This is a genomic window from Solwaraspora sp. WMMA2059, assembly GCF_027497315.1.
Classification (GTDB): Bacteria; Actinomycetota; Actinomycetes; order Mycobacteriales; family Micromonosporaceae; genus Micromonospora_E.
In genome coordinates this window covers 2,724,970-2,745,961 of record NZ_CP114908.1, presented here as the reverse complement: position 1 = coordinate 2,745,961, position 20,992 = coordinate 2,724,970, and the positions used below count along the sequence as shown (strand labels likewise).

Annotated in this window: 21 protein-coding genes; 20 read left to right on the top strand and 1 reads right to left on the bottom strand. The window is 71.5% G+C overall.

Features of this window, described 5'->3' with window-relative positions; genetic code table 11:
• Positions 1–43: 43 nt before the first annotated feature.
• Genes O7553_RS12725 through O7553_RS12705 form a run of 5 tightly spaced genes read left to right on the top strand, consistent with a single transcriptional unit; the run spans position 44 to position 7,377 of the window.
• Positions 44–2,062 (top strand): hydantoinase/oxoprolinase family protein, encoded by a 2,019-nt coding sequence (locus O7553_RS12725; protein ID WP_281555000.1) that lies wholly within the window; start codon positions 44–46, stop codon positions 2,060–2,062.
• Positions 2,062–3,627, top strand: coding sequence for a class I adenylate-forming enzyme family protein (locus tag O7553_RS12720; RefSeq protein WP_281554999.1), 1,566 nt, complete (start codon positions 2,062–2,064; stop codon positions 3,625–3,627). Before O7553_RS12725 ends, O7553_RS12720 begins: the two co-directional genes overlap by 1 nt.
• A complete protein-coding gene (gene purB, locus O7553_RS12715; protein ID WP_281554998.1) occupies positions 3,624–4,982 on the top strand; it encodes an adenylosuccinate lyase in 1,359 nt (452 codons plus the stop codon). Before O7553_RS12720 ends, purB begins: the two co-directional genes overlap by 4 nt.
• Positions 4,979–5,740, top strand: coding sequence for an enoyl-CoA hydratase/isomerase family protein (locus O7553_RS12710; RefSeq protein WP_281554997.1), 762 nt, complete (start codon positions 4,979–4,981; stop codon positions 5,738–5,740). Before purB ends, O7553_RS12710 begins: the two co-directional genes overlap by 4 nt.
• Positions 5,737–7,377 carry a thiamine pyrophosphate-binding protein gene (locus tag O7553_RS12705; protein WP_281554996.1) on the top strand — a complete coding sequence of 547 codons (1,641 nt, stop codon included), beginning with the start codon at positions 5,737–5,739 and terminating at the stop codon, positions 7,375–7,377. Before O7553_RS12710 ends, O7553_RS12705 begins: the two co-directional genes overlap by 4 nt.
• A gap of 12 nt (positions 7,378–7,389) precedes the next feature.
• Here the strand turns inward: O7553_RS12705 and O7553_RS12700 are convergent, their stop codons facing one another.
• The gene (locus O7553_RS12700) at positions 7,390–8,196 is read right to left on the bottom strand and encodes an IclR family transcriptional regulator (RefSeq protein ID WP_281554995.1); all 807 of its coding nucleotides are present in this window, start codon (positions 8,194–8,196) and stop codon (positions 7,390–7,392) included.
• 134 nt (positions 8,197–8,330) lie between these two features.
• On the opposite strand from O7553_RS12700, the gene O7553_RS12695 reads away from it, so the two are divergent.
• From O7553_RS12695 to O7553_RS12625, 15 genes are all read left to right on the top strand, one after another.
• Positions 8,331–10,361 (top strand): hydantoinase B/oxoprolinase family protein, encoded by a 2,031-nt coding sequence (locus O7553_RS12695; RefSeq protein ID WP_281554994.1) that lies wholly within the window; start codon positions 8,331–8,333, stop codon positions 10,359–10,361.
• A complete protein-coding gene (locus tag O7553_RS12690; RefSeq protein WP_281554993.1) occupies positions 10,358–11,347 on the top strand; it encodes a tRNA U-34 5-methylaminomethyl-2-thiouridine biosynthesis protein in 990 nt (329 codons plus the stop codon). The genes O7553_RS12695 and O7553_RS12690 overlap by 4 nt, the downstream gene beginning before the upstream one ends.
• Positions 11,340–12,176, top strand: a complete 837-nt coding sequence (locus O7553_RS12685) for a 2-amino-5-chlorophenol 1,6-dioxygenase subunit alpha (RefSeq protein ID WP_281554992.1) — start codon at positions 11,340–11,342, stop codon at positions 12,174–12,176. Before O7553_RS12690 ends, O7553_RS12685 begins: the two co-directional genes overlap by 8 nt.
• A gap of 75 nt (positions 12,177–12,251) precedes the next feature.
• Entirely contained in the window at positions 12,252–12,545 is a 294-nt protein-coding gene (locus O7553_RS12680; RefSeq protein ID WP_278169253.1) for a BMC domain-containing protein, read from the top strand.
• Between the two features lie 39 nt (positions 12,546–12,584).
• On the top strand, positions 12,585–12,911 hold the full coding sequence (locus O7553_RS12675; RefSeq protein ID WP_281554991.1) for a BMC domain-containing protein: 327 nt from the start codon (positions 12,585–12,587) through the stop codon (positions 12,909–12,911).
• The gene (locus tag O7553_RS12670; RefSeq protein WP_281554990.1) at positions 12,911–13,171 is read left to right on the top strand and encodes a EutN/CcmL family microcompartment protein; all 261 of its coding nucleotides are present in this window, start codon (positions 12,911–12,913) and stop codon (positions 13,169–13,171) included. Before O7553_RS12675 ends, O7553_RS12670 begins: the two co-directional genes overlap by 1 nt.
• 39 nt (positions 13,172–13,210) lie before the next feature.
• A complete protein-coding gene (locus tag O7553_RS12665; RefSeq protein WP_281554989.1) occupies positions 13,211–14,743 on the top strand; it encodes a 2-hydroxymuconic semialdehyde dehydrogenase in 1,533 nt (510 codons plus the stop codon).
• A complete protein-coding gene (locus O7553_RS12660; RefSeq protein ID WP_281554988.1) occupies positions 14,740–15,555 on the top strand; it encodes a fumarylacetoacetate hydrolase family protein in 816 nt (271 codons plus the stop codon). The genes O7553_RS12665 and O7553_RS12660 overlap by 4 nt, the downstream gene beginning before the upstream one ends.
• On the top strand, positions 15,555–16,481 hold the full coding sequence (locus O7553_RS12655) for an acetaldehyde dehydrogenase (acetylating) (RefSeq protein ID WP_281554987.1): 927 nt from the start codon (positions 15,555–15,557) through the stop codon (positions 16,479–16,481). Before O7553_RS12660 ends, O7553_RS12655 begins: the two co-directional genes overlap by 1 nt.
• Positions 16,478–17,509, top strand: a complete 1,032-nt coding sequence (gene dmpG / locus O7553_RS12650; protein ID WP_281554986.1) for a 4-hydroxy-2-oxovalerate aldolase — start codon at positions 16,478–16,480, stop codon at positions 17,507–17,509. The genes O7553_RS12655 and dmpG overlap by 4 nt, the downstream gene beginning before the upstream one ends.
• A complete protein-coding gene (locus O7553_RS12645; protein ID WP_281554985.1) occupies positions 17,506–18,312 on the top strand; it encodes a fumarylacetoacetate hydrolase family protein in 807 nt (268 codons plus the stop codon). The genes dmpG and O7553_RS12645 overlap by 4 nt, the downstream gene beginning before the upstream one ends.
• The gene (locus O7553_RS12640) at positions 18,309–18,725 is read left to right on the top strand and encodes a RidA family protein (RefSeq protein ID WP_281554984.1); all 417 of its coding nucleotides are present in this window, start codon (positions 18,309–18,311) and stop codon (positions 18,723–18,725) included. The genes O7553_RS12645 and O7553_RS12640 overlap by 4 nt, the downstream gene beginning before the upstream one ends.
• Positions 18,726–18,928: 203 nt before the next feature.
• Positions 18,929–20,089, top strand: a complete 1,161-nt coding sequence (locus O7553_RS12635; protein WP_281554983.1) for an alanine racemase — start codon at positions 18,929–18,931, stop codon at positions 20,087–20,089.
• A 92-nt stretch (positions 20,090–20,181) separates the two neighbouring features.
• Positions 20,182–20,694 carry a superoxide dismutase gene (locus O7553_RS12630; protein ID WP_281554982.1) on the top strand — a complete coding sequence of 171 codons (513 nt, stop codon included), beginning with the start codon at positions 20,182–20,184 and terminating at the stop codon, positions 20,692–20,694.
• Positions 20,691–20,984 (top strand): superoxide dismutase, encoded by a 294-nt coding sequence (locus O7553_RS12625; RefSeq protein ID WP_281554981.1) that lies wholly within the window; start codon positions 20,691–20,693, stop codon positions 20,982–20,984. The genes O7553_RS12630 and O7553_RS12625 overlap by 4 nt, the downstream gene beginning before the upstream one ends.
• Positions 20,985–20,992 lie beyond the last annotated feature (8 nt).

Genomic DNA, 20,992 nt, shown 5'->3' with positions numbered 1-20,992 from the left:
CCCGTACCGGTGACGTGACCCCATCTGACCGAAAGGTTCCCTCATGCTGTGCATCGGCGTCGACATCGGCGGAACGTTCACCGATGTCATCGTGTACGAACCGGCCACCGGCCGGCTCGCCGAGGCCAAGACACTGTCCACCCCGGCGGACCCGGCGGCGGCGATCCTCGACGGCCTGACCAAGCTCGACGTCCGACTGTCGGACGTCGAGCGGTTCGTACACGGCACCACCAGGGTCACCAACGCCCTGCTGGAAGGTGACGGCGAACCGGTCGCGGTACTCACCACCGAAGGCTTCCGGGACGTACTGGAAATGGGTTTGGGCCACCGTCCCCGCCTGTACAGCGTCAAGGAGACCGCCCGCCCGGCGCTCACCCCACGTCGGATGCGGCACACCGTCCGGGAACGGGTGACCGCCGCCGGCGACGTCGCCGTCCCGCTGGACCTGGCCGGACTCGACGAGGTGACCGACCGGCTGGCCGCCGGTGGGGCCACCGCGGTGGCGATCTGCTTCCTGCACTCGTACCGCAACCCGGGGCACGAGCGGGCCGCCGCCGACCGGATCAGCCGTCGGCACCCGCACCTGTCGTGCAGCATCTCCGCCGAGGTGGTCCCGGAACACGGCGAGTACGAGCGGTTCGCCACCACTGTGCTCAACGCCAGCGTCCGAGGCCCGGTCAGCGAGTACCTGTCGGGCCTCGGCTCGACCCTCGCGGGCAGCGGCTACCGCCACCCGTTGGCGATCATGACCAGCAGCGGCGGCGTGGTCTCCACCGACCAGGCCGGCCGGCTGCCGATCAACCTCGCGCTGTCCGGTCCGGCCGGCGGCGTGGCGGCCAGCGCGTACGTCGCCGGGCTGGCCGGCTTCGACAACGTCATCACCTGCGACATCGGCGGTACGAGTACGGACGTCTGCCTGATCAAGGGCGGCGTGCCGCTGATGACCAACCACGGCACCATCGCCGGGCACCCGAACCGGACCTTCCAGATCGAGATCAACACGATCGGTGCCGGTGGTGGCTCGATCGCCTGGCGTGACCGGGGTGGCGAGCTGCGCGTCGGCCCGCGCAGCGCCGGCTCCGATCCCGGTCCGGCCTGCTACGGCCGGGGCGGCGCGGAACCGACGACCACCGACGCCCACCTGGTGGTCGGCCATCTCGACCCGCACGGGCGGCTGGGCGGCGAGGTCACCCCGCGGCTCGACGAGGCTCGTGCCGCACTCGGGCGGCTGGCCGCCGAACTCGGCGACGGCCTGACCGAGACCGAACTCGCGTACGGCATCCTTCGCCTGGCCACGGTCAAGATGACCAGCGCGATCAAGGAGATCTCGGTGGCCCGCGGCCACGACCCGCGGGAGTTCGTGCTGATGCCGTTCGGCGGCGCCGGACCGATGCACGCCACCGCACTCGCCGACGAGCTGGGTATCCCGCGGGTACTGGTCCCACCGGTACCGGGGAACTTCTCGGCGCTCGGCTTCGTCGCCGCCCGGGCCCGTCACGACTACGTCCGTACCGCGCTGGTCCCCGCCGACTCCGCCGGCCTGGCGAGTGCCCGCGCGCTGGTCGATGAGCTGAAGGCGGCCGCCCGCGACCAGCTCAAGGCCGAGGACGCGGTGGAGGCCGACCAGGTCACCTTCCGGCTGTCGCTGGGGATGCGTTTCCGTGGCCAGAGCTTCGACCTGGCCGTGCCGATGGACGAGCTGCCCGACGAACCCGCCGATCTGATCCGCGCCTTCCACGCCGCCTACCAGGAGCGGTACGCCTACCTTCGTTCGGAGCACCCGGCCGAGATCGTGAACTGCCGGCTCACCGCGTTCGGGCCACAGCCCGCCGTCACCTTCGCCGCCCCACCTGACGGCCCGGCACCCGAGCCCACCACCGTGCCAGTGTGGGGGCCGGACGGCTGGACCGACGCCGCCGTCTGGCAGCGGGGCGAGCTGACCGCCGGCGTACGGATCAGCGGGCCGGCGGTCGTCCGGGAAAGCGGAAGTACCACAGTGGTCGGCGCCGGCTGGTGGGGGCGGGTGGATCCGCACGGGAACCTGCTGCTGGAGCGCGCCTGATGGCCCTCGTCGATCCGCCGGCGTACGACGCCGTACTGCTGCGTCAGGCCCGGCACCAGCCGGACCGGCCGCTGTTCGCCGTCGCCGGCCGGCCCGTCGTCACCGCCGGCGAGTACGCGGCGCTCGCCGGCCGGACCGCCGGCGTGCTCGCCGCAGCCGGTGTCGGCCGCGGCGACCGGATCGCCGTCTGGGCCGAGAACAGCATCGCCTGGCTGGTGCTGCTCGCCGCCGCGGCGTGGCGCGGAGCGGCCCTGGTCACCCTGCACCCCGCCGCGACGGAATCGGAGCTAGCCGCCGCATTGCGTCGGACCCGGCCGGTCCGGCTGTTCGCCGCGCGAGAAATCCGGGACCGCGACGTGACGTCGTGCGCCCGGCGCGCAGCGACCGGGCCGGTCACCTTTCTGCCGGCGGACCAGGCCGGCGACGCCCTCGCCGGCCTGCCCGGTTGGGCCGGACCCCCGCCGGATCCGGTCAGCGACCCCGACTCCCCGCTGAACGTCCAGTTCACCTCGGGATCGACAGGCACCCCGAAGATGGTCGTCCTGACCGGGCGGAATCTGGTCCGCAACGCGACCTGGACGGCCCAGGCCGCCGGGATCGGCTCCGCCGATCGGATCTGCTGTCCGCTACCGTTCGCCCACGCGGCCGGCCTCAGCAGCGGCGTGGTGCTGGCGGCGGTCACCGGGGCGCAGCTGTTCCCGGTGCCGCGGTTTCGTCCCGACGACGTGCTCGACGTCGTGCACCGGCACCGGTGCACGGTCGTGCAACTGGTGCCGACGATGGCGACCATGCTCGCCGAACGACTCGACGAACAGCCGGGGCGGTGGGACCTGGCCGCGCTGCGCCTGGGCTTCCTCGGCGGTGCCAACTGCCCACCGGCCCTGCGCACGCGGGTACGCGACACGCTGCGGCTGCGGCGGTTGGCGGTCGTCTACGGGCAGACCGAGGCCGGTCCGACCATCAGCGTCGACCCCGACGACGGCAGTTGCCCGCCGGACGGCTCCACCGTCGGACGGGTACTCCCCGGGTTGCAGGCCCGGATCGTCGCGGTGGACGCCGACGGGTCGCCCCGGCCGCTGCCCGCCGGAGCAGAGGGTGAACTGCAGGTCCGTGGCGAGTCGGTGAGCCCCGGCTATCTCGACGATCCGGCGGCGAACCGGACGGCGTACGACCCGCAGGGCTGGCTGCGCACCGGCGACCTGGCCCGGCTCGCCGCCGACGGCACCCTGACCCTGACCGGCCGGGTGAAGGACCTGATCATCCGGGGCGGGGAGAACGTCAGCCCGGCCGAGGTCGAGGCGGTCCTGCTGACCTGCGAGGGCGTCGCGCAGGCGTGCGTCGTCGGGGTCGCGTCCCCACGCTGGGGCGAGGAGGTGGTCGCGGTGGTGGTCGCCGCCCCCGGGGCGACCCCGCGCCGCGCCGAACTCGCCGCGGCTGCCGCCGGCAGCCTGTCCCGGCACAAGGTGCCGACCGACTGGCACCTCGTGACCGAACTGCCGCTGCTGCCGTCGGGCAAGGTGGACCGGCGGGCGGTCACCGCGATGATCGACGGAGCGGCACGGTGAATCCAATCAGTTCCTGCTTCCTCGACTCGTTGACGGTGACCAGCTTCTTCGGCAACGCCGAGATGCGTGGGGTGTTCAACGACCGGCAGCTGATGCAGGCGTGGCTCGACGTGGAAGCGGCACTCGCTGGCGCCCAGGCCGACACGGGCGTCATCCCGGCCGGTGCGGCGGCGCAGATCGCCGCCGCCGCCCGGGTCGAGTCGCTGGACCTGGCCGCGGTGGCCGCCGACGCCGCCGACACCGTGCATCCGCTGGTGCCACTGGTACGGGCCCTGACCAGGGCGGCCGGCGACGGCGGCCGCTACGTCCATCTCGGCGCCACCACCCAGGACGTCATGGACACCGGGTTCGTGCTGCGCGCCCGAGCCGGACTGGACATCGTCAGCCGGCAGATCGACGAACTGGTCCGCGTACTGCGCCGGCTCGCCCTGCGGCACCGGGACACGGCGATGGCCGCCCGCACCCACGGGCAGCAGGCCCTGCCGACCACGTTCGGATTGCGCTGCGCGGTCTGGCAGAGCGAACTGCAGCGCCACCGGGAGCGGCTGGCCCAGCTCCGGCCCCGACTGCTGGTGGTCAGCATGGGCGGGGCAGCCGGCACCATGGCCGGCTACGGGCCACGGGCCTTCGACATCGAACGCGCCGTCGCCGACCGGCTTGGGCTGGGCGTTGCCCCGACCCCCTGGCACGCCACCCCGGACCGGGTGGTGGAGTGCCTCACCCTGCTCGGGCTGATCGCCTCCACGGCCGAGAAGCTGGCCCGCGAGGTGTACTTCCTCGGCCGTACCGAGATCGGCGAGGCACACGAGCCGCAGCGCGATACCCAGGTCGGCAGCAGCACGATGCCGCACAAGCGCAACCCGATCCGCTGCGAAGCGGTCATCGCCGCGGCCGGCACGGTCCGTGCACAGGTGCCGCTGGCGATGCAGACGATGGTGTCCCAGGACGACCGGGACATGGGCGTCGGGATGGCGCTGTGGAAGCTGGTGCCGGAGTGTTTCATCCTCGTCGGCGGTGCGCTGCAGCGCCTCAACGAGGTCTTCGCTGGGCTCCGGGTCGACGCCGCCCGGATGCGCGTCAACCTGTCCGCCACCGGCGGCCTGGTGCTGTCGGAGGCGCTGATGCTGCGCCTGGCCGGTCCGCTGGGCCGGGAACAGGCGCACCACCTGGTGATGCGAATCGTGCGGGACAGCCTCGACCACGGTCGGCCGTTCGCCGAGCTGCTGCGCGCCGACCCGCAGGTCAGGGCGGCCCTGTTGGACGCGGAGCTGACCCGGCTGCTCGATCCACTCAGCTACGTCGGACACGCGGCGGCCCTGGTCGACCGCGCCCTACTGCAATCGGAGGCGACGTGACGTCGGTACACCTGCACCGTGCGGAGCGGCTTGCGGTGGTGACACTGGACCGTACCGGTCGGCGCAACAGCTTCGACCTGGCCATGCTCGGGCAGTTCGAGCAGGTGCTGCACGAGCTCGGCCGCGACGACACTGTCGAGGTAGTGCTGCTGACCGGTGCCGGCACCGCGTTCTGCGCCGGCACCGACCTGACCGAACTGGCGACTCTTGACGCCGCCACCACCATGGGCGTGCAGCGGCGCACCGCCGAGCTGGTCGAGCGCTGGTACCGCCTGGAGCAGACCACCGTGACCGCGTTCAACGGTCCGGCGATCGGCTCCGGTGCGATCCTCGGGCTGGCCAGCGACCTGCGCCTCGCCGCCGACACCTGCTTCTTCACGTTCCCCGAGGTGGGCTTCGGCATCCCCTTGACCTGGGGCGGCATGGCGATCCTCGCCGACCTGGTCGGTGCCGACCGGGCCAAACGCTGGCTGCTGCTCGGCGAGCGGATCGACGCGGCCCGGCTGCACCAGCTGGAACTGGTGACCGAGTTGGTGCCGCCCGACCGGGTGGCCGATGCCGGCACCGAACTGGCCCACCGGCTGCTGGCGGTGCCGGCGCTGGGCCGGTCGATGACCAAGCGGACCGCCCGGCTGGCCGGCCCGCGCTTCGACGCGGTGGCCACCGACTCCTATCTGGGTGCGCTGAGCGTCGCGCTGCGGCCTGCCGGCCCGTACCGCCGCCCAGCGGCGGACCGGCATCCGGCGGTGGACCGGTGAAGGTCTACCAGGCGATCGCGGACGCGTTGGTCGATCACCGGGTGGACACCGTGTTCGGCCTGCTCGGCGATGCGAACATGTTCCTGGTGGCCGATCTGGTCGCCCGGCACGGGGTCCGGTTCGTGGCGGCCCGCAACGAGAACGCTGCGGTGATGATGGCCGACGGGTGGGCGCGGGTCACCGGCCGGTGCGCGGTGGCCACGGTCACCCAGGGTCCGGGTCTGGCCGCTGCCGGCCCGGCGTTGACCATCGCCCGGCAGGCGGGCACACCGCTGCTGCTGCTCGCCGGGGACACCCCGGCGAGTGACCCGCTGCACGTGCAGAACTTTCCTCAGCAGCCCTTCGCCCTGGCCACCGCCGGTGCCTTCGTGCCGATGACCGGCGTGTCGACGGTGTCGCGCGACGTCGCAGCCGGGGTCCGCGAGGCCGTCGGGCGACCGGGGCCGGTGGTGCTCGACATTGGGTTGGACCTGCAGGATGAACCGGCCGGGGACCGGCCGGCCGTACCGCTCGGGGCCGCTGTCGCGCCGGCCGGACCACTACCGCTGGCACCCGACCCGATGGCGGTCGCCGGGTTGGCGGACCGACTGCGTCGGGCCCGGCACCCGGTGATCCTCGCCGGCCGAGGCGCGGTGCACGCCGGACCTGAGCTGACCGCGTTGGCCGACCGCGCCGGAGCCGTGCTGGTCACCAGCCTGATGGCCGCCGGCCTGTTCGCGGGCCATCCTTACGCCCTCGGCGTTGCCGGTGGGCTGGCACGCCCGCTGACCCGGGACGTGCTGCGCGAGGCGGATCTCGTCGTGACGTTCGGTGCCTGCCTTAACCGGTGGACGGCCGATCACGGACAGCTGTTCGGCGCCGCGCAGGTGTACAGCGTCGACCGGGATCCGGCGGCGATCGGTGCCCGCTGGCCGGTGCACGGTGGGCTGGTCGGCGACGCGGCGCTGGCCGCCCGGGCGTTGACCGGGGCACTGGAGTCGGCGCGGCCCGGGTCGGAGCCGGACGGCTGGCGTACGCCGCAGCTGGCCCGGGCGATCCGCGACGCCGACCCGTTCGCCGGACTCGGCCCGGAGCCCACCGGTGCCCGGCACATCGACCCCCGCCGGCTGATGGCGATCTGCGCCCGTCGGTTGCCGCTGCCCCGCACGACGGTAGTCGGCGTCGGCCACTTCGGCGGCTGGCCCAACCTCTACCTGGACTCGCCGGCCGTGGACCGCTCGCTGGTCGCGCCGTGGGAGTTCGGCAGTATCGGCGTCGGTGTGGCGTACGCGATCGGTGCCGCGCTCGGCCGCCCGGACCGCCCGGTGGTGGCGTTCGAGGGCGACGGCAGTCTGCTGACCGCGTTGGGTGAGCTGGACACCCTGGCCCGGGTCGGCGCTCCGGTGCTGGTGATCGTGCTGGACGACGGCGCGTACGGGGCGGAGGTGCGCAAGCTGCGACCGGCCGGTGCTGACCCGGGCATCGCCCGCTTCCCGTACCGGGACCTGGCCGCGGTGGCCGGCGCGCTCGGTGTCACCGCGTACCGGGCGCATGACGAGGCCTCCGTTTCGGCGGCGTTCGACGCGCTGCTGCCGCTGACCGGGCCGGTGCTGCTGCACGTGAAGGTAGATCCGGATGTCGTGCAGCAGCACTTCTGAGCCGGTCGCCGGTCAGCTGCCCCAGATCTGTCCGACGCCGTGGCCCAGCTGGCGGGACAGCTCGTCGGCGGTGCGGACCGCGGCGGTGGCGAGCGTGGCGACCTGTTGCGGGCTGTCCAGCCGGAAGATCGGGCCGGAGACGCTGATCGACGCGGTCACCGCGCCGAGCCGGTCCCGCACCGGTGCGCCGACGACCCGCAGGCCGTCCTCACTCTCCTCATCGTTGAGCGCCCAGCCGCGTTCCCGCACCCCGGCGAGATCGGCCAGGAAGACGTCGATGTCGGTGATCGTGCGTCGGGTCAGCCGGGTCCAGGCCGCATCGGCGAGCAGCTCGCGGACCTGGTCGTCGTCCATGTCGATCAACAGCGTCTTGCCGGCCGCGCTGCACCACAACGGGATGCGCCGGCCCAGCCGGGAGACCAGCTGCAGGCTGTGCGACCCGGTCACCAGGTCGATCGAGATCGCGTCCAGGCCGTCGCGGATGGCGAGGTTGACCGACTCGCCCTGCTCCTCGGCCAGCTGGTGCAGCAGCGGTCGGGCGATGGCGTGCATGTCGAGCCCGGCCAGGAAGCGGGCGCCGAGGTCGAACACGGTGACCCCCAGCCGGTACGCGCCGGTCTCCTCGTTGCGCTGCAGGAAGCCGGCGTCGGCGAGCGCCCGGAACAACCGGCTGGCGGTCGACTTGTGCAGCCCGAGCTCCCGGCTGACGTCACTGACCTTGCGTTCGGGGGTGTCGCGCCGGAACGCGAGCAGCACGGCCAGCGCGCGATCGAGTGCCTGGGTGCCGGACTCGCGACCGGGGTCGGTGACAGACGACATCTTGCCTTCCCATCCCTGAAGTTGGTAGGTTCATAATATAACACAAGGCTCACATCATGGTCCAATCGGTGGTGGTCCATCCGGTTGTGGTCCGTCCGGTAGGTGCCCGTCCCTGTCAGCATTGCGAGGCCCGCATGCCCCTGAACCCGATCGATCTCGAGATCGTCACCGAAGGGCTGATCTCGATCGTGCGGGAGATGCGCCAGACGATCTTCCGCACGGCGCACTCCCCGGTGATCGCCGACGCGCAGGACTTCTCGTGCGCGTTGTTCAACGCGGACGGCGAGATGGTCGCCCAGGGCCGCGACATGCCCGGCCACGTCATCGCGATGCCGGCATCGGTGAAGGAGATCTTCGCCGACTACCGTGACGAGTTCCGGCCCGGTGACATCTACCTGGTCAACGACCCGTACCGCGGCGGCAGCCACCTCAACGACGTCACGCTGATCAGCCCGGTGTTCGTCGACGGAGAGCTGTTCCTGTTCCCCTGCGTACGCATGCACTGGGCCGACATCGGCGGCATGACACCCGGCAGCGTCTCCGGGAAGGCCACCGAGATCCTGCAGGAAGGGCTGCGGGTTCCACCGATCCGACTGGTCGACGCGGGCCAGCCCAACATCGCCGCGACGCGGATCCTCTTCGCCAACGTCCGGATGGCCGACGAACGTCAGGGAGACCTGGAGTCCAGCATCGCCGCCTGCCACACCGCGCAGCGCCGGCTACGCGAACTCGTCGACCGGTACGGCCGCGACCTGATCCTCGGCTGCGTCGAGGCCAACATGGACCGCACCGAGCGGCGACTACGCGACCAGATCCGCGACCTGCCGGACGGCACCTACCACTACGAGGACTACCTCGATCTCTACACCGACGGCGAGTACGACGCCGCCCTGGTGCGCTGCGCGTTGACCATCACCGGTGACCAACTCGTCGCCGACTTCCGCGGCTCGTCGCCGCAGGTCGCCGCCGTCGTCAACTCGTCGCTCGCAATGACCACCGCCGGGGTCTTCATCGCCGTCAAGTCCGCGTTGGACCCTGGCGGGCTGGTCAACCACGGCGCCTTCCGGCCACTGACCGTGCACACCGACCCGGGAACCGTCGTACACGTCACCTACCCGGCACCGGCCAACGCGCACAGCGAGGTCCGCAAACGGGTCATCTCCGCGGTGATGGCCGCCCTCAGCCAGGTCGCTCCGGACCTGATCGCCGCCGACCAGTTCGGTACGACCTTCCAGAACCTGATCGGCGGCATCGACGAACGCACCGGCCAGCCGTACCTCTACTACGATTACCCGGCCGGCGGTAACGGAGGATTCCTCGGGTCCGACGGCCCGAGCGCGATGAACCCCGTCGATCTCGGCGACATCTCCACCATCCAGTCCGTCGAACGGCTGGAAACCGAGATCCCGATCCTCGTCGAAGCGTGTGAGCTGCGTACCGGCTCCGGCGGCGCCGGCCGGCACCGCGGCGGCCTCGGTGCCCGACGGGCCACCCGGCTGCTGGCCACCAGCGGTGCCTACTCGGTACAGACCGACCGCACCACCGTCGCGCCGTACGGACTCTCCACCGGCGCGCCCGGCGCCCCCACCGCCACCTACCTGCGCCGCACCGGCCGGCGGATCGACTTCGACACCCCCGGCAAGGTCGCCGGGCACCGGATGCGCGAAGGCGACGTCCTGGTGATGGAGTCAGCCGGCGGCGGCGGCTGGGGCGACCCGCTCACCCGCGACCCCGACCTGGTGGCCGCCGACGTCGCAGCCGGCTACCTCACCACCGACCAGGCCCTCGACCGCTACGGCGTGGTCTGCGACGACACCGGTCTCCTCGACGAAGCGGCCACCGGCGGCGCCCGCGACCAGGCCCGCGCCGCTCGCCACTGGTACCAGGTCACCACCAGTACCGGGCCGGCCTACACCGGGCAGCGGGGCCGCCGTCGCCTCGTCTACACCAACCCCGCCGACGGTCTGCCCGCCGACACGCTGATCGAACTGCACGGCGCCCACCCCGCACCGCTGCGTGCCTGGGTGCGCCACGACCCCGGCGTCGCCCGGCACCAGGCCGCGCTCGACGACGACGGGCTGCGGATCCTCGGCGCCCAGCCCGGTGACCGCTGCCTGCTGCGGGTCCTGCGCGACGCCCCGGCCCCGTTAGGAGGACCGCGATGAGCAAGGTGTTCCGACTACCCGCACCGACCCGGGGCACCACGACCCGCACCCGGCGACCGGACTCCGCTGACGCCGCCCGCCCCGCCCCGGCAGGCCGCCGACCCGGTATCGTCGCCGGTTACCTCAGCCCGCACCCGCCGCACCTGATCTACGGCGAGAACCCGCCGCAGAACGAACCCCGGTCACAAGGCGGTTGGGAAGTGCTGCGCTGGGCGTACCATCGACTCCGCCGCCGGATTCGCGAGGTGCACCGGCCCGACGTGCTGATCGTGCATGCCCCGCACTGGATCACCATGGTCGGCCACCACGTCAACTGTGTACCCAACCCGCGCGGCATCTCCGTAGAGCCGATCTTCCCGCATCTGTTCCGCTACCACTACGACTTCCACACCGACGTACCACTCGCCGAGGCCATCGCCGACGAAGCCGCCGACCTCGGCCTGGTCACCAGCAAGCTGCACGACCCCGGGGTACGGGTCGACTACGCCACCATCGGCGCACTACACATGGTCAACCCCGACTGGGACATCCCGGTGGTGTCGCTGTCGGCCAACAACAACCCGTACTTCTACTCCGACGCGTCCCTCGGCCAGATGGAGGTGCTCGGCGAAGCGACCCGCCGGGCGATCGAGAACACCGGCCGACGCGCCGTGCTACTCGCCTCCAACTCCCTGTCCCACCTGCACTGGCACGAGGAACCCCAGCTGCCCGAGGACATGGAACGCGAGCACCCGTACAACAACCACCAGTACCGCTGGGACATGAAGCTGCTGGAAACGATTCGCCAGGGGCCGACCAGCCGGTTACGCGAACTCATCCCCGAGCACATCGAAGCCACCGCCTCCGAGACGAAGGCCGGCAGCCTCACCTGGCTGCTGTCCGCGCTCGGCTGGCCGGACATCGCCGGCGACGTGCTCGGCTACGGCACGATCATCGGAACCGGCAACGCGGTGGTCGAGTGGACACCGGAGAACGTCGATGACTGACCGTGGAATCCAGGCCGGCGTACTGCTGCCCGGCATGCCGCATCTGCTCGCCGACAAGCCCGCCACCAGTTGGGCGGCGCTGGCCGACTCCGCCCGTACGGTCGGCGACCGGCTGCGCGCCATCGAGCCGGACGTCGTCCTGCTGCTGTCCACCCAGTGGTTCACCGTGCTCGGCCACCAGTTCCAGTGCGACCCGAACCCGCGTGGGGCGCACACCGACGAGAACTGGTACGCCTACGACTACGGCCACCTCAGCTACGACCTGCGCTTCGACGTAGAGTTCACCGAACGCTGGGCGGCCCGGGTGGACGCCGACGGCATGCAGGCACGCCGCACCCGCTACCAGGGCTTCCCGATCGATACCGGGACCATCGTCACCTCCACGCTGCTCGACCCGCAGCGCACCCTGCGCTGGGCGCAGGTGTCGTGCAACCTGTACGCCGACGCCGACACCCTCGCCCAGGTCGGCCGGGCCGGCGCCGAGGCGGCCCGTGACGCCGGTGTCCGAGCGGCGGTGGTGGTGGTCAGCGGACTGTCCTCCGGGCTCATCCAGCAGTGGATCGAGCCGGACCAGGACCGCATCGCCGAGCCGGCACACGACCGGTGGAACGAACGAATCTTGCAGATGCTGACCGCCGGCGACACCGACCAAGTCCTCGCGGTCCGCGAAGACTACGCCCGCCAGGCCCAGGCCGACAGCCAGTTCCGGGCTTTCGCCTTCCTCGCCGGCACCGGAGTCGCCGCAACCCCGGGGCAACTGCACAGCTACGGAGCACTGTGGGGCACCGGCGCTGCCGTCCTGTCCTGGAATCTGCCGGCACCCGCGTGAACGGCGCCGGCCCGCACCGCATGACCGACAGCCCGACCAGCGGGCACCCGAAACACCAACGACAGGAGGAACCCGATGCGTAACGCCGCTGCGGGCTTCGTCGAAGCCGAGGGATTCATTCCGATCTTCGACGCGGTGGACGCCATGGTCAAGGCGACCGAGGTCGAAGTAACCGGAGTCGTACGCCTCGGCGGCGGAATCGTCGCCGTGGCGGTCCGCGGCGACCTCGCCACAGTGGAGGAAGCCGTCGACATCGGCGAGGAGACTGCCCGAGCCAAGACCGGTCGCCCGGTCCGGTCGATCGTCTTCGCCAGCCCATGCGACGCGGTCACCGCGCTGGCCATCGACCCCGGACTCGTCGGCAACTGAGCCGGCCCGGCCGGCGACACAGCCAGAAGGAGAAGTGCCATGTCCTCAGAGAAGGCGATCGGAATCGTGGAGACCCGGGGCATCGTCGCCCTCTCCGCAGGGATCGAAGCCATGATCAAGACCGCGGACGTACGGTGTATCGCCGTCGAACGGGTCACTAGCGGCTATCTCGCCGCTGCTGTGCAGGGCACCCTGGCGGCCGTACGGCAGGCAGTGTCAGCCGGCGAGGCCGCCATCCGTCAACACGGTGACCTGCGCAGCTCGCAGATCTACCCCAAGCCGCATCCGGCCACCTCGGCACTGCTGGAGGAGGGCGAGTCGACCCGGATCCGGGTTGTCATGGCGTCGCTGCAAGGTGACAGCTGATGATCCTCGCGGAAGTGCTCGGCAAGGTCTGGCCCGACCGGATCGTCGCGACCCTTCAGGGTCGCCGCCTGGTGTTGATTCGCGAGCATCCGGACGGGCCGCAGCGGGTCGCCGTCGACCTGATGAACGCCGGCACCGGCAGCACCGTCCTGGTCGCCACCGACGAGGCGGCCGCCGCCGCGACCGGTGAAGCGACAGTCGACGCTGCCGTCGTGGCCCTGGTCGCTGACCAGGGCAGCGGCGTCGCCACCAAGGACTGACCCCCGACACATCCCCGTACCGGCAACGGAAGGTTGAACATGGCAGCCATCGCACCGACGTCGCCCGCTCTGTGGCACCCCGACCTGTACGTCGGTCGGCCCGCCGCCGACGGTCCCGGCCTGTTGCGTAGTTTCGTCGACGGCCGGTTCGTCGATGCGGGGAAGTGGTTTGCGAAGGTGTCGCCGGTGTCCGGGGAGACGGTGTTTGAGGTGGCGGAGGCCGATTCTGCGACGGTCGACGCGGCGGTGGCGGCGGCGCGGTCGGCGTTGCGCGGGCCGTGGGGCGGCATGGCTGAGCGGGACCGGGCGGCGGTGTTGCGGGCGGTGGCCGACGAGTTGGATCGCCGGTTCGATGATCTGGTGGCTGCTGAGGTGGCGGATACCGGTAAGCCGGTCGGTCAGGCCCGGACGTTGGACATTCCGCGTGGGGCGGCGAACTTCCGGGCGTTCGCGGAGATCGCTGCGACGGCGTCGACGGAGTCGTTCACGACGGTCACGTCGTCGGGTGGTCGGGCGTTGAACTACGCGGTCCGTAAGCCTGTCGGCGTGGTCGCGGTGATCGTGCCGTGGAATCTGCCGCTGCTGCTGCTGACGTGGAAGGTGGCTCCGGCGTTGGCGTGCGGCAACGCTGTGGTGGTGAAGCCGTCGGAGGAGACTCCGGCGTCGGCGACGTTGTTGGCGGAGGTGATGGCGGCGGTCGGCGTGCCCGACGGGGTGTTCAACCTGGTGCACGGGTTCGGGCCGGGTGCGGCGGGGGAGTGGCTGACCACCCATCCGGGGGTGGATGCGATCACGTTCACCGGTGAGTCGGCGACGGGGTCGGCGATCATGCGGGCGGCGGCTGACGGGGTGAAGGCGGTGTCGTTCGAGTTGGGCGGCAAGAACGCCGGCCTGGTGTTCGCCGACGCCGACCTGGACGCGGCGGTGGCCGGTTCGGTGCGGTCGTCGTTCACCAACGGCGGTCAGGTGTGTCTGTGCACGGAGCGGCTGTATGTGCAGCGGCCGGTGTTCGACGAGTTCGTGGACCGGCTGGCGGCTGCCGCCCGTGACGCCCGGTACGGTTGGCCGGCCGACGAGACGATTGCGACGATGCCGCTGATCTCGCGCGGCCACCGGGACAAGGTGCTCGGCTTCTACGATCTGGCCCGCGCCGAAGGCGGGCAGATCCTTGCCGGTGGTGGCGTGCCGGCCTTCGGCGACGCCCGTGACGGCGGCGCGTACGTGCAGCCGACAGTGTTGACCGGGCTCGGTCAGTCTGCGCGGCTGGTGCGGGAGGAGGTGTTCGGCCCGGTCTGTCACATCGCCCCGTTCGACACCGAGGAGGAGGCGTTCGCGCTGGCCAACGACTCCGACTACGGGCTGGCCGCGACGGTGTGGACCCGGGATGTGGGGCGGGCGCACCGGGCCGGTGCCCGGTTGGACGCGGGCATCGTGTGGGTGAACACGTGGTTCCTGCGGGACCTGCGGACCCCGTTCGGTGGGGTGAAGGCCTCCGGGGTGGGCCGGGAGGGTGGCGTGCACTCGCTGGACTTCTACTCCGAGTTGACCAACGTCTGCGTGGACCTGACATGAGCGTGACTGTGGATGTTGATGTCGAGGCGGCTGTCGCGGCGCTGACCGGGGCGTACGACTCCGGGGTGCCGTGTGCGCCGTTGCGGGACCGGCTGCTGCCGGTCGGTGACGTGGCGGCCGCGTACGCGGTGCAGCGGGAGTTGGTGGCCGGTTGGACAAGGGCCGGGCGGCGTCGGGTCGGGGCGAAGATCGGCCTGACGTCGCCGGCGGTGCAGGCCGCGTTCGGCGTCTACCAGCCCGACTTCGGGGTGCTCTTCGCCGACATGGCGGTCTGCGACGGCGACGAGGTCGACCTGGCCGGGCTGATCCAGCCCAGGGTGGAGGCGGAGGTGGCGTTCGTGCTGTCGGCGGATCTGCCGGACGGGCCGGCGACCGTGGTCGACGTGCTGCGGGCCACCGACTTCCTGCTACCGGCGATCGAGATCGTCGACTCCCGGATCACCGACTGGGACATTTCCATCGTGGACACGGTGGCGGACAACGCCTCGTCGGGGCTGTTCGTGCTCGGCGACCGGCCGGTGCCGCCCGCCTCGGTGGACCTGCGGGGGTGCGGCATGGTGCTGGAGTCCGCCGGTGAACCGGTGTCGGTCGGCGCCGGTGCCGCCTGCCTCGGCAACCCGGTGCACGCCGTCGCCTGGCTGGCCTCGACCCTGGCCGCCGCCGGGGATCCGCTGCGGGCCGGCGACGTCGTGCTCTCCGGTGCGCTCGGCCCGATGGTCCCGGTCATCCCCGGGGCGGCGTACGAGGCGCGGATCGCCGGGCTCGGCAGTGTGCGGACCAGATTCAGCGCCAAGTCAGGGGAGGGACGGTAGTGGGTGTCGGGGTGGCGGTGATCGGGTCGGGCAACATCGGTACTGATCTGATGATCAAGGTGCTGCGGTTGTCGGAGTCGCTGGACATGGTGGCGATGGTCGGCATCGACCCGGAATCCGACGGGCTGGCCCGCGCCCGCCGCCTCGGCGTGGCGACCACGAGTGATGGGGTCGACGGCCTGGTCGCGATGCCCGAGTTCGCCGACGTCGGGTTGGTGTTCGACGCCACGTCGGCGGGCGCGCACCGGCGCAACAACGAGATCCTGCAGGCGTACGGGCGGACGGTGGTGGATCTGACCCCGGCCGCGGTCGGCCCGTACGTGGTGCCACCGGTCAATCTGGACGCCCATTTGGCCGAGCGCAACGTCAACATGGTCACCTGCGGTGGGCAGGCGACCGTGCCGGTCGTCGCCGCCGTCGCGGCGGTGGCCCCGGTGGCGTACGCGGAGATCGTCGCGTCGATCGCGTCCCGCTCGGCCGGTCCCGGGACCCGGGCCAACATCGACGAGTTCACCCGGACCACCGCCCGCGCCCTGGAGGTCGTCGGCGGTGCCGGCACGGGCAAGGCGGTCATCGTGCTGAACCCGGCGGATCCGCCACTGCTGATGCGTGACACCGTCTACTGCCTGATCCCGGCCGGGGTCGACGCCGGCGCGGTCGCCGACTCGGTGGCGGCCATGGCGGCGTCGGTCGCCGAGTACGTGCCCGGCTACCGGCTCAAGCAGCGGGTGCAGTTCGATCCGGTCGACGCGTACGTGCCGGCGCTGGGCAGCCATTTCACCGGCATCCAGGTGTCGGTGTTCCTGGAGGTCTCCGGTGCCGGGCACTACCTGCCCGCGTACGCCGGCAACCTCGACATCATGACCTCGGCCGCTTTGCGCACAGCGGAACGTCTGGTCGCTGTCCGAGCGGAGGCACGGTCATGACCCGGCTGTACGTCCAGGACGTCACGTTGCGCGACGGCATGCACGCCATCGGGCACCGGTACGGCGTCGACCAGGTGCGGCAGATCGCCGCCGCGTTGGACGCGGCCGGCGTCGACGCGATCGAGGTCGCCCACGGCGACGGCCTGGCCGGCTCGTCCGTCACCTACGGCCACGGCGCGGCGTCGGACGCCGACTGGATCCGTGCTGCCGCCGAGTCGATCAGCCGGGCGACGTTGACCACGCTGCTGCTGCCCGGGATCGGCACCGTCGACGACCTGAAAGCGGCCCGTGACCTGGGCGTGACCAGCGTCCGGATCGCCACCCACTGCACCGAGGCCGACATCGCCGCCCAGCACATCGGCTGGGCCCGCGACCAGGGTATGGACGTCGCCGGGTTCCTGATGATGTCGCACATGAACACCCCCGAAGGGCTCGCCGGGCAGGCCAAGCTGATGGAGTCGTACGGGGCGCACTGCGTCTACGTCACCGACTCCGGCGGCCGGCTGCTGATGGACGACGTCGCCGCCCGGGTCGACGCCTACCAGCAGGTGCTGGACCCGGGCACGCAGATCGGTATCCACGCCCACCACAACCTGTCGTTGGGCGTGGCCAACAGTGTGATCGCCGTGCAGCACGGCACCACCCGGGTCGACGCCTCCCTCGCCGGGATGGGCGCCGGGGCCGGCAACGCCCCCCTGGAGGTGTTCACCGCCGTCGCGGACCTGCACGGCTGGAAACACGGCTGCGACACGTTCGCGCTGATGGACGCCGCCGAGGACCTGGTCCGGCCGCTGCAGGACCGGCCGGTCCGGGTCGACCGGGAAACCCTGTCGCTCGGCTACGCCGGCGTCTACTCCAGCTTCCTGCGCCACGCCGAACGCGCCGCCGACCGCTACAACCTGGACGTGCGGTCCATCCTGATCGAACTCGGCCGCCGCAGGATGGTCGGCGGCCAGGAAGACATGATCACCGACGTCGCCCTCGACCTCGCCGACGCCGCCAACACCGCCCACGGAGGTGCGCAGTGACCACCAGCGCAGACGTCGACCTCGCCGGGTTGGCCGCCCAGCTCGACGAGGCGGCCGTCACCGGCACCCCGATCGGGCAGCTCGCCGACGCCCACGGCATTGACGTCGACGCCGCGTACCGGGTGCAGCGGGCGCTGATCGCCCGCCGCACCGGCCGGGGCGAACGCCTCGTCGGCGCCAAGATGGGCCTGACCAGCCAGGCCAAGATGGTCCAGGTCGGCGTCGATGAGCCGATCCTCGGCCAGCTCACCGACACCACGCAGGTGCCCGACGGCGGCAACGTCGACATCTCCGGACTGATCCACCCCCGGGTCGAACCGGAGATCGCCTTCCTCCTCGACAGGCCACCGACACCCGGGACGCCGTTCACCGACGCGGTGCGGGCCGTCGCCCCCGCGCTGGAGGTCATCGACTCCCGCTACCGCGACTTCACCTTCTCGCTGCCCGACGTGATCGCCGACAACACCTCCGCCGCCCTGTACGTCGTCGGGCCCTGGCAGCCGGTCCCCGACAACATCGACAACCTCAGCGTACTCCTCGACATCGACGGACACACCGTGCAGACCGGGTCGACGGCGGCCATCCTCGGCGACCCCCGCCGCGCCCTCGCCGCCGGCGTCGCCCTGGCCGACCGGCACGGCCCGGACCTGCGGGCCGGGTGGATCTTCCTGGCCGGCGCGGCCACCGCCGCGGTGCCGCTCGCCCCCGGCGCGCACGTGCGGGCCACCGTCCAGGGGCTCGGCACCGCCGCCTTCACCACCACCGGCGGTACGCCCCTCACCACCACCGGCGGTACGCGATGACCGCGCACCTGGTCGCGGGCAAAGCCACCCCACGCGGCAAGTTCCCGCACGTCAAAACAGCCGCCGGCCTCATCTTCGTCTCCGGCACCTCCAGCCGCCGCCCCGACAACACCATCGCCGGGGCCAGCGTCGACGAATACGGCACCACCCAACTCGACATCCGCGAGCAGACCCGCGCGGTGATCGCCAACATCGCCGACCTGCTCACCGCCGCCGGTGCCGGCCTGACCGATCTGGTCTCGGTCACCACCTACCTGGTCAACATGAACGACTTCGGCGGCTACAACCAGGTCTGGGCCGAGCACTTCGACCACACTGGACCGACCCGCACCACCGTCGCCGTCCACCAACTACCCCACCCGCACCTGCTCATCGAGATCCAGGCCATCGCCGTGGCACCGGCACGACGGTGAGGCTTCGGCGTAGCCGGTGCCGTGGCTCGGCGACACCGCGACCGTGCTCGCCGGTGGCGCAGTCGGCGACAACCTGTGGATCGGGTGCGCTGCGACGTGGGTGAGCGCGACACCAGGTTGCGGGGTCGTCGCATGACCATCGCGGTACGGCAGGATGGGCGACGGAGACGCCTGTACCCGTGACGACGACTGCCGGAGACGCCGTGACCACCGACATCCACCCGCAGACCGCAACGCCGGACCGGTTCGCCGTACCGGCCGGCCTGGAGACTCCCACCCTGCTGCTCGACCTCGATGTGCTGGAGCGCAACCTCGACGAGATGGCCGGTCTGTGTCAGCTGCATCAGGTGGGGTTGCGGCCGCACGCCAAGACCCACCGGATCCCCCGCATCGCATCGATGCAGCTGGATCACGGGGCAGATGGGATCTGTGTGGCGAAGCTCGGTGAGGCCGAAGCGTTCGCGGCGGCCGGGGTGGCCCGTATGACGGTGGCATATCCGCTGGTCGGCCGCGACAAGGCCGAACACGCGGTGCGGTTGGCGCAGCGCTGTGAACTGACCGTCGGCGCGGACAGTGTCACCGGCGCCCGGACGCTCGGGGAGGCGTTCGCGGCGGCCGGGCGGCTGTTGGACGTGCTACTGATCGTCGACAGCGGCCTGGGCCGGTGCGGGGTGGCTCCGGCGGAAGCCGTACGGGTCGCCTGGGACATCGCCGAGCTGCCCGGCGTCCGGTTGACCGGGGTGATGACGTACGAGGGCTCGGTGTACGCGGCGACCGACCGGGCGGATCTGATCCGGCGTTCGCGGGCGGTGGCCGGTGCCATGGTGGACACCGCTGCGGCGATCCGGTCGGCCGGGCTGACCCTGTCGACGGTGTCGCTCGGTGCTTCCGCTTCGGCGCGGATTGTGGTGGCCGAGCCCGGAGTGACCGAGATCCGGCCCGGTATCTACGCCTTCAACGACCTGGGGCAGATCGCGCTCGGCAACGCCACCGTGGCGACCTGTGCGGTCCGCGTCCTCGCCACCGTGGTCAGTCATCCGGAGCCGCACCGTGCCTGTATCGACGCGGGGTCGAAGACGTTCGGCCAGGACGGTCTGCCGGCGTCGGCGCATGCCGACGCCTACGGTGGTCACGGCCTGCTGGTGGGGTTGCCCGGATGGCGGATCGACCGGCTTTCCGAGGAGCACGGCTGGCTGCGGTGGGTCGGGCCGGGTCAGCCGAGTGCGCTCACGATCGGGCAGCGGGTGCAGGTCGTTCCGAATCATGTCTGCATGGTGTTCGCCGGTCTCGGCGAGGTGACAGCGGTGCGCGGCGGCGAGGTGGAGGCGGTCTGGTCGACGATCGGGCCGGGCGCGTCGAGGTGACCAGAGGTAGATGCACACAATGTGTAGTTGCGAACTACTTGCAATAGAGCATACTGGTCGGGACCGCTGAGCCCGCGACCGGAGGGTGGACGATGCCCGTCTACACCTTGCCCGACATGCCGTACGACTACGGTGCCCTCGCCGAGGCGCGCGACAAGGGTGACTTCTCGACGTTGGTCGGCCTGGAGAAGACCTTCGCGTTCAACCTTTCCGGCCACGTACTGCACTCGATCTTCTGGAACAACCTGTCCCCGGACGGCGAGCTGTCTGCCGCGATCGACGAGCACTTCGGCTCGTACGAGGCGTTCGCCGGGCAGTTGTCCACCGCCACCAAAGGGGTGCAGGGCTCCGGCTGGGGAGTGCTCGCCTGGGAGCCGATGAGCCGTCGGCTGATCGTCGAGCAGGTCTACGACCACCACGGCAACGTAGGTCAGGCCACCACTCCGATTCTGGTCTTCGACGCCTGGGAACACGCCTACTACCTGCAGTACCGCAATGTTCGTCCGGACTACGTCGACCGTCTGTGGGAATTGGTCGACTGGAGCGACGTCGCGGCCCGCTTCACCGCCGCCAGCTCAGCAGGCAGCCCGATCGTCGTGCCATGAGCGGCGACGACAGCCGGGTATTCACCGAGTCGGCGTTCGTCGCCGCGCAGCGCGCCGCCGGGTTCATCGCCGCCCGCCAGCGCGGAGACCACGACGGCGCGGCCGCGCTGCTGGCGGAGTTCCCCGACGAGGCGGCCCGGACCGGCGGCTTCTGCGTACTCGCCGAGTTGGCGCTCGCGTTGGTCCGGGCACAGACCGGGCAGAGCATGGACGACCTGGTGCAGGAGCTGTCCCTGCAGATGGCTGCCATGCTGGCCGACCCGCCGTCCGAGCCGCCGGCAGCGGCCTGACCGGTCGC

Coding starts and splice junctions, on each gene's coding strand:
- O7553_RS12695 (WP_281554994.1), top strand. CDS start 8,331: ATGCCCCTGAACCCGATCGATCTCGAGATCGTCACCGAAGGGCTGATC.
- O7553_RS12630 (WP_281554982.1), top strand. CDS start 20,182: ATGCCCGTCTACACCTTGCCCGACATGCCGTACGACTACGGTGCCCTC.
- O7553_RS12725 (WP_281555000.1), top strand. CDS start 44: ATGCTGTGCATCGGCGTCGACATCGGCGGAACGTTCACCGATGTCATC.
- O7553_RS12675 (WP_281554991.1), top strand. CDS start 12,585: ATGTCCTCAGAGAAGGCGATCGGAATCGTGGAGACCCGGGGCATCGTC.
- O7553_RS12665 (WP_281554989.1), top strand. CDS start 13,211: ATGGCAGCCATCGCACCGACGTCGCCCGCTCTGTGGCACCCCGACCTG.
- O7553_RS12660 (WP_281554988.1), top strand. CDS start 14,740: ATGAGCGTGACTGTGGATGTTGATGTCGAGGCGGCTGTCGCGGCGCTG.
- O7553_RS12690 (WP_281554993.1), top strand. CDS start 10,358: ATGAGCAAGGTGTTCCGACTACCCGCACCGACCCGGGGCACCACGACC.
- O7553_RS12680 (WP_278169253.1), top strand. CDS start 12,252: ATGCGTAACGCCGCTGCGGGCTTCGTCGAAGCCGAGGGATTCATTCCG.
- O7553_RS12670 (WP_281554990.1), top strand. CDS start 12,911: ATGATCCTCGCGGAAGTGCTCGGCAAGGTCTGGCCCGACCGGATCGTC.
- O7553_RS12640 (WP_281554984.1), top strand. CDS start 18,309: ATGACCGCGCACCTGGTCGCGGGCAAAGCCACCCCACGCGGCAAGTTC.
- O7553_RS12700 (WP_281554995.1), bottom strand. CDS start 8,196: ATGTCGTCTGTCACCGACCCCGGTCGCGAGTCCGGCACCCAGGCACTC.
- O7553_RS12625 (WP_281554981.1), top strand. CDS start 20,691: ATGAGCGGCGACGACAGCCGGGTATTCACCGAGTCGGCGTTCGTCGCC.
- O7553_RS12685 (WP_281554992.1), top strand. CDS start 11,340: ATGACTGACCGTGGAATCCAGGCCGGCGTACTGCTGCCCGGCATGCCG.
- dmpG (WP_281554986.1), top strand. CDS start 16,478: ATGACCCGGCTGTACGTCCAGGACGTCACGTTGCGCGACGGCATGCAC.
- O7553_RS12720 (WP_281554999.1), top strand. CDS start 2,062: ATGGCCCTCGTCGATCCGCCGGCGTACGACGCCGTACTGCTGCGTCAG.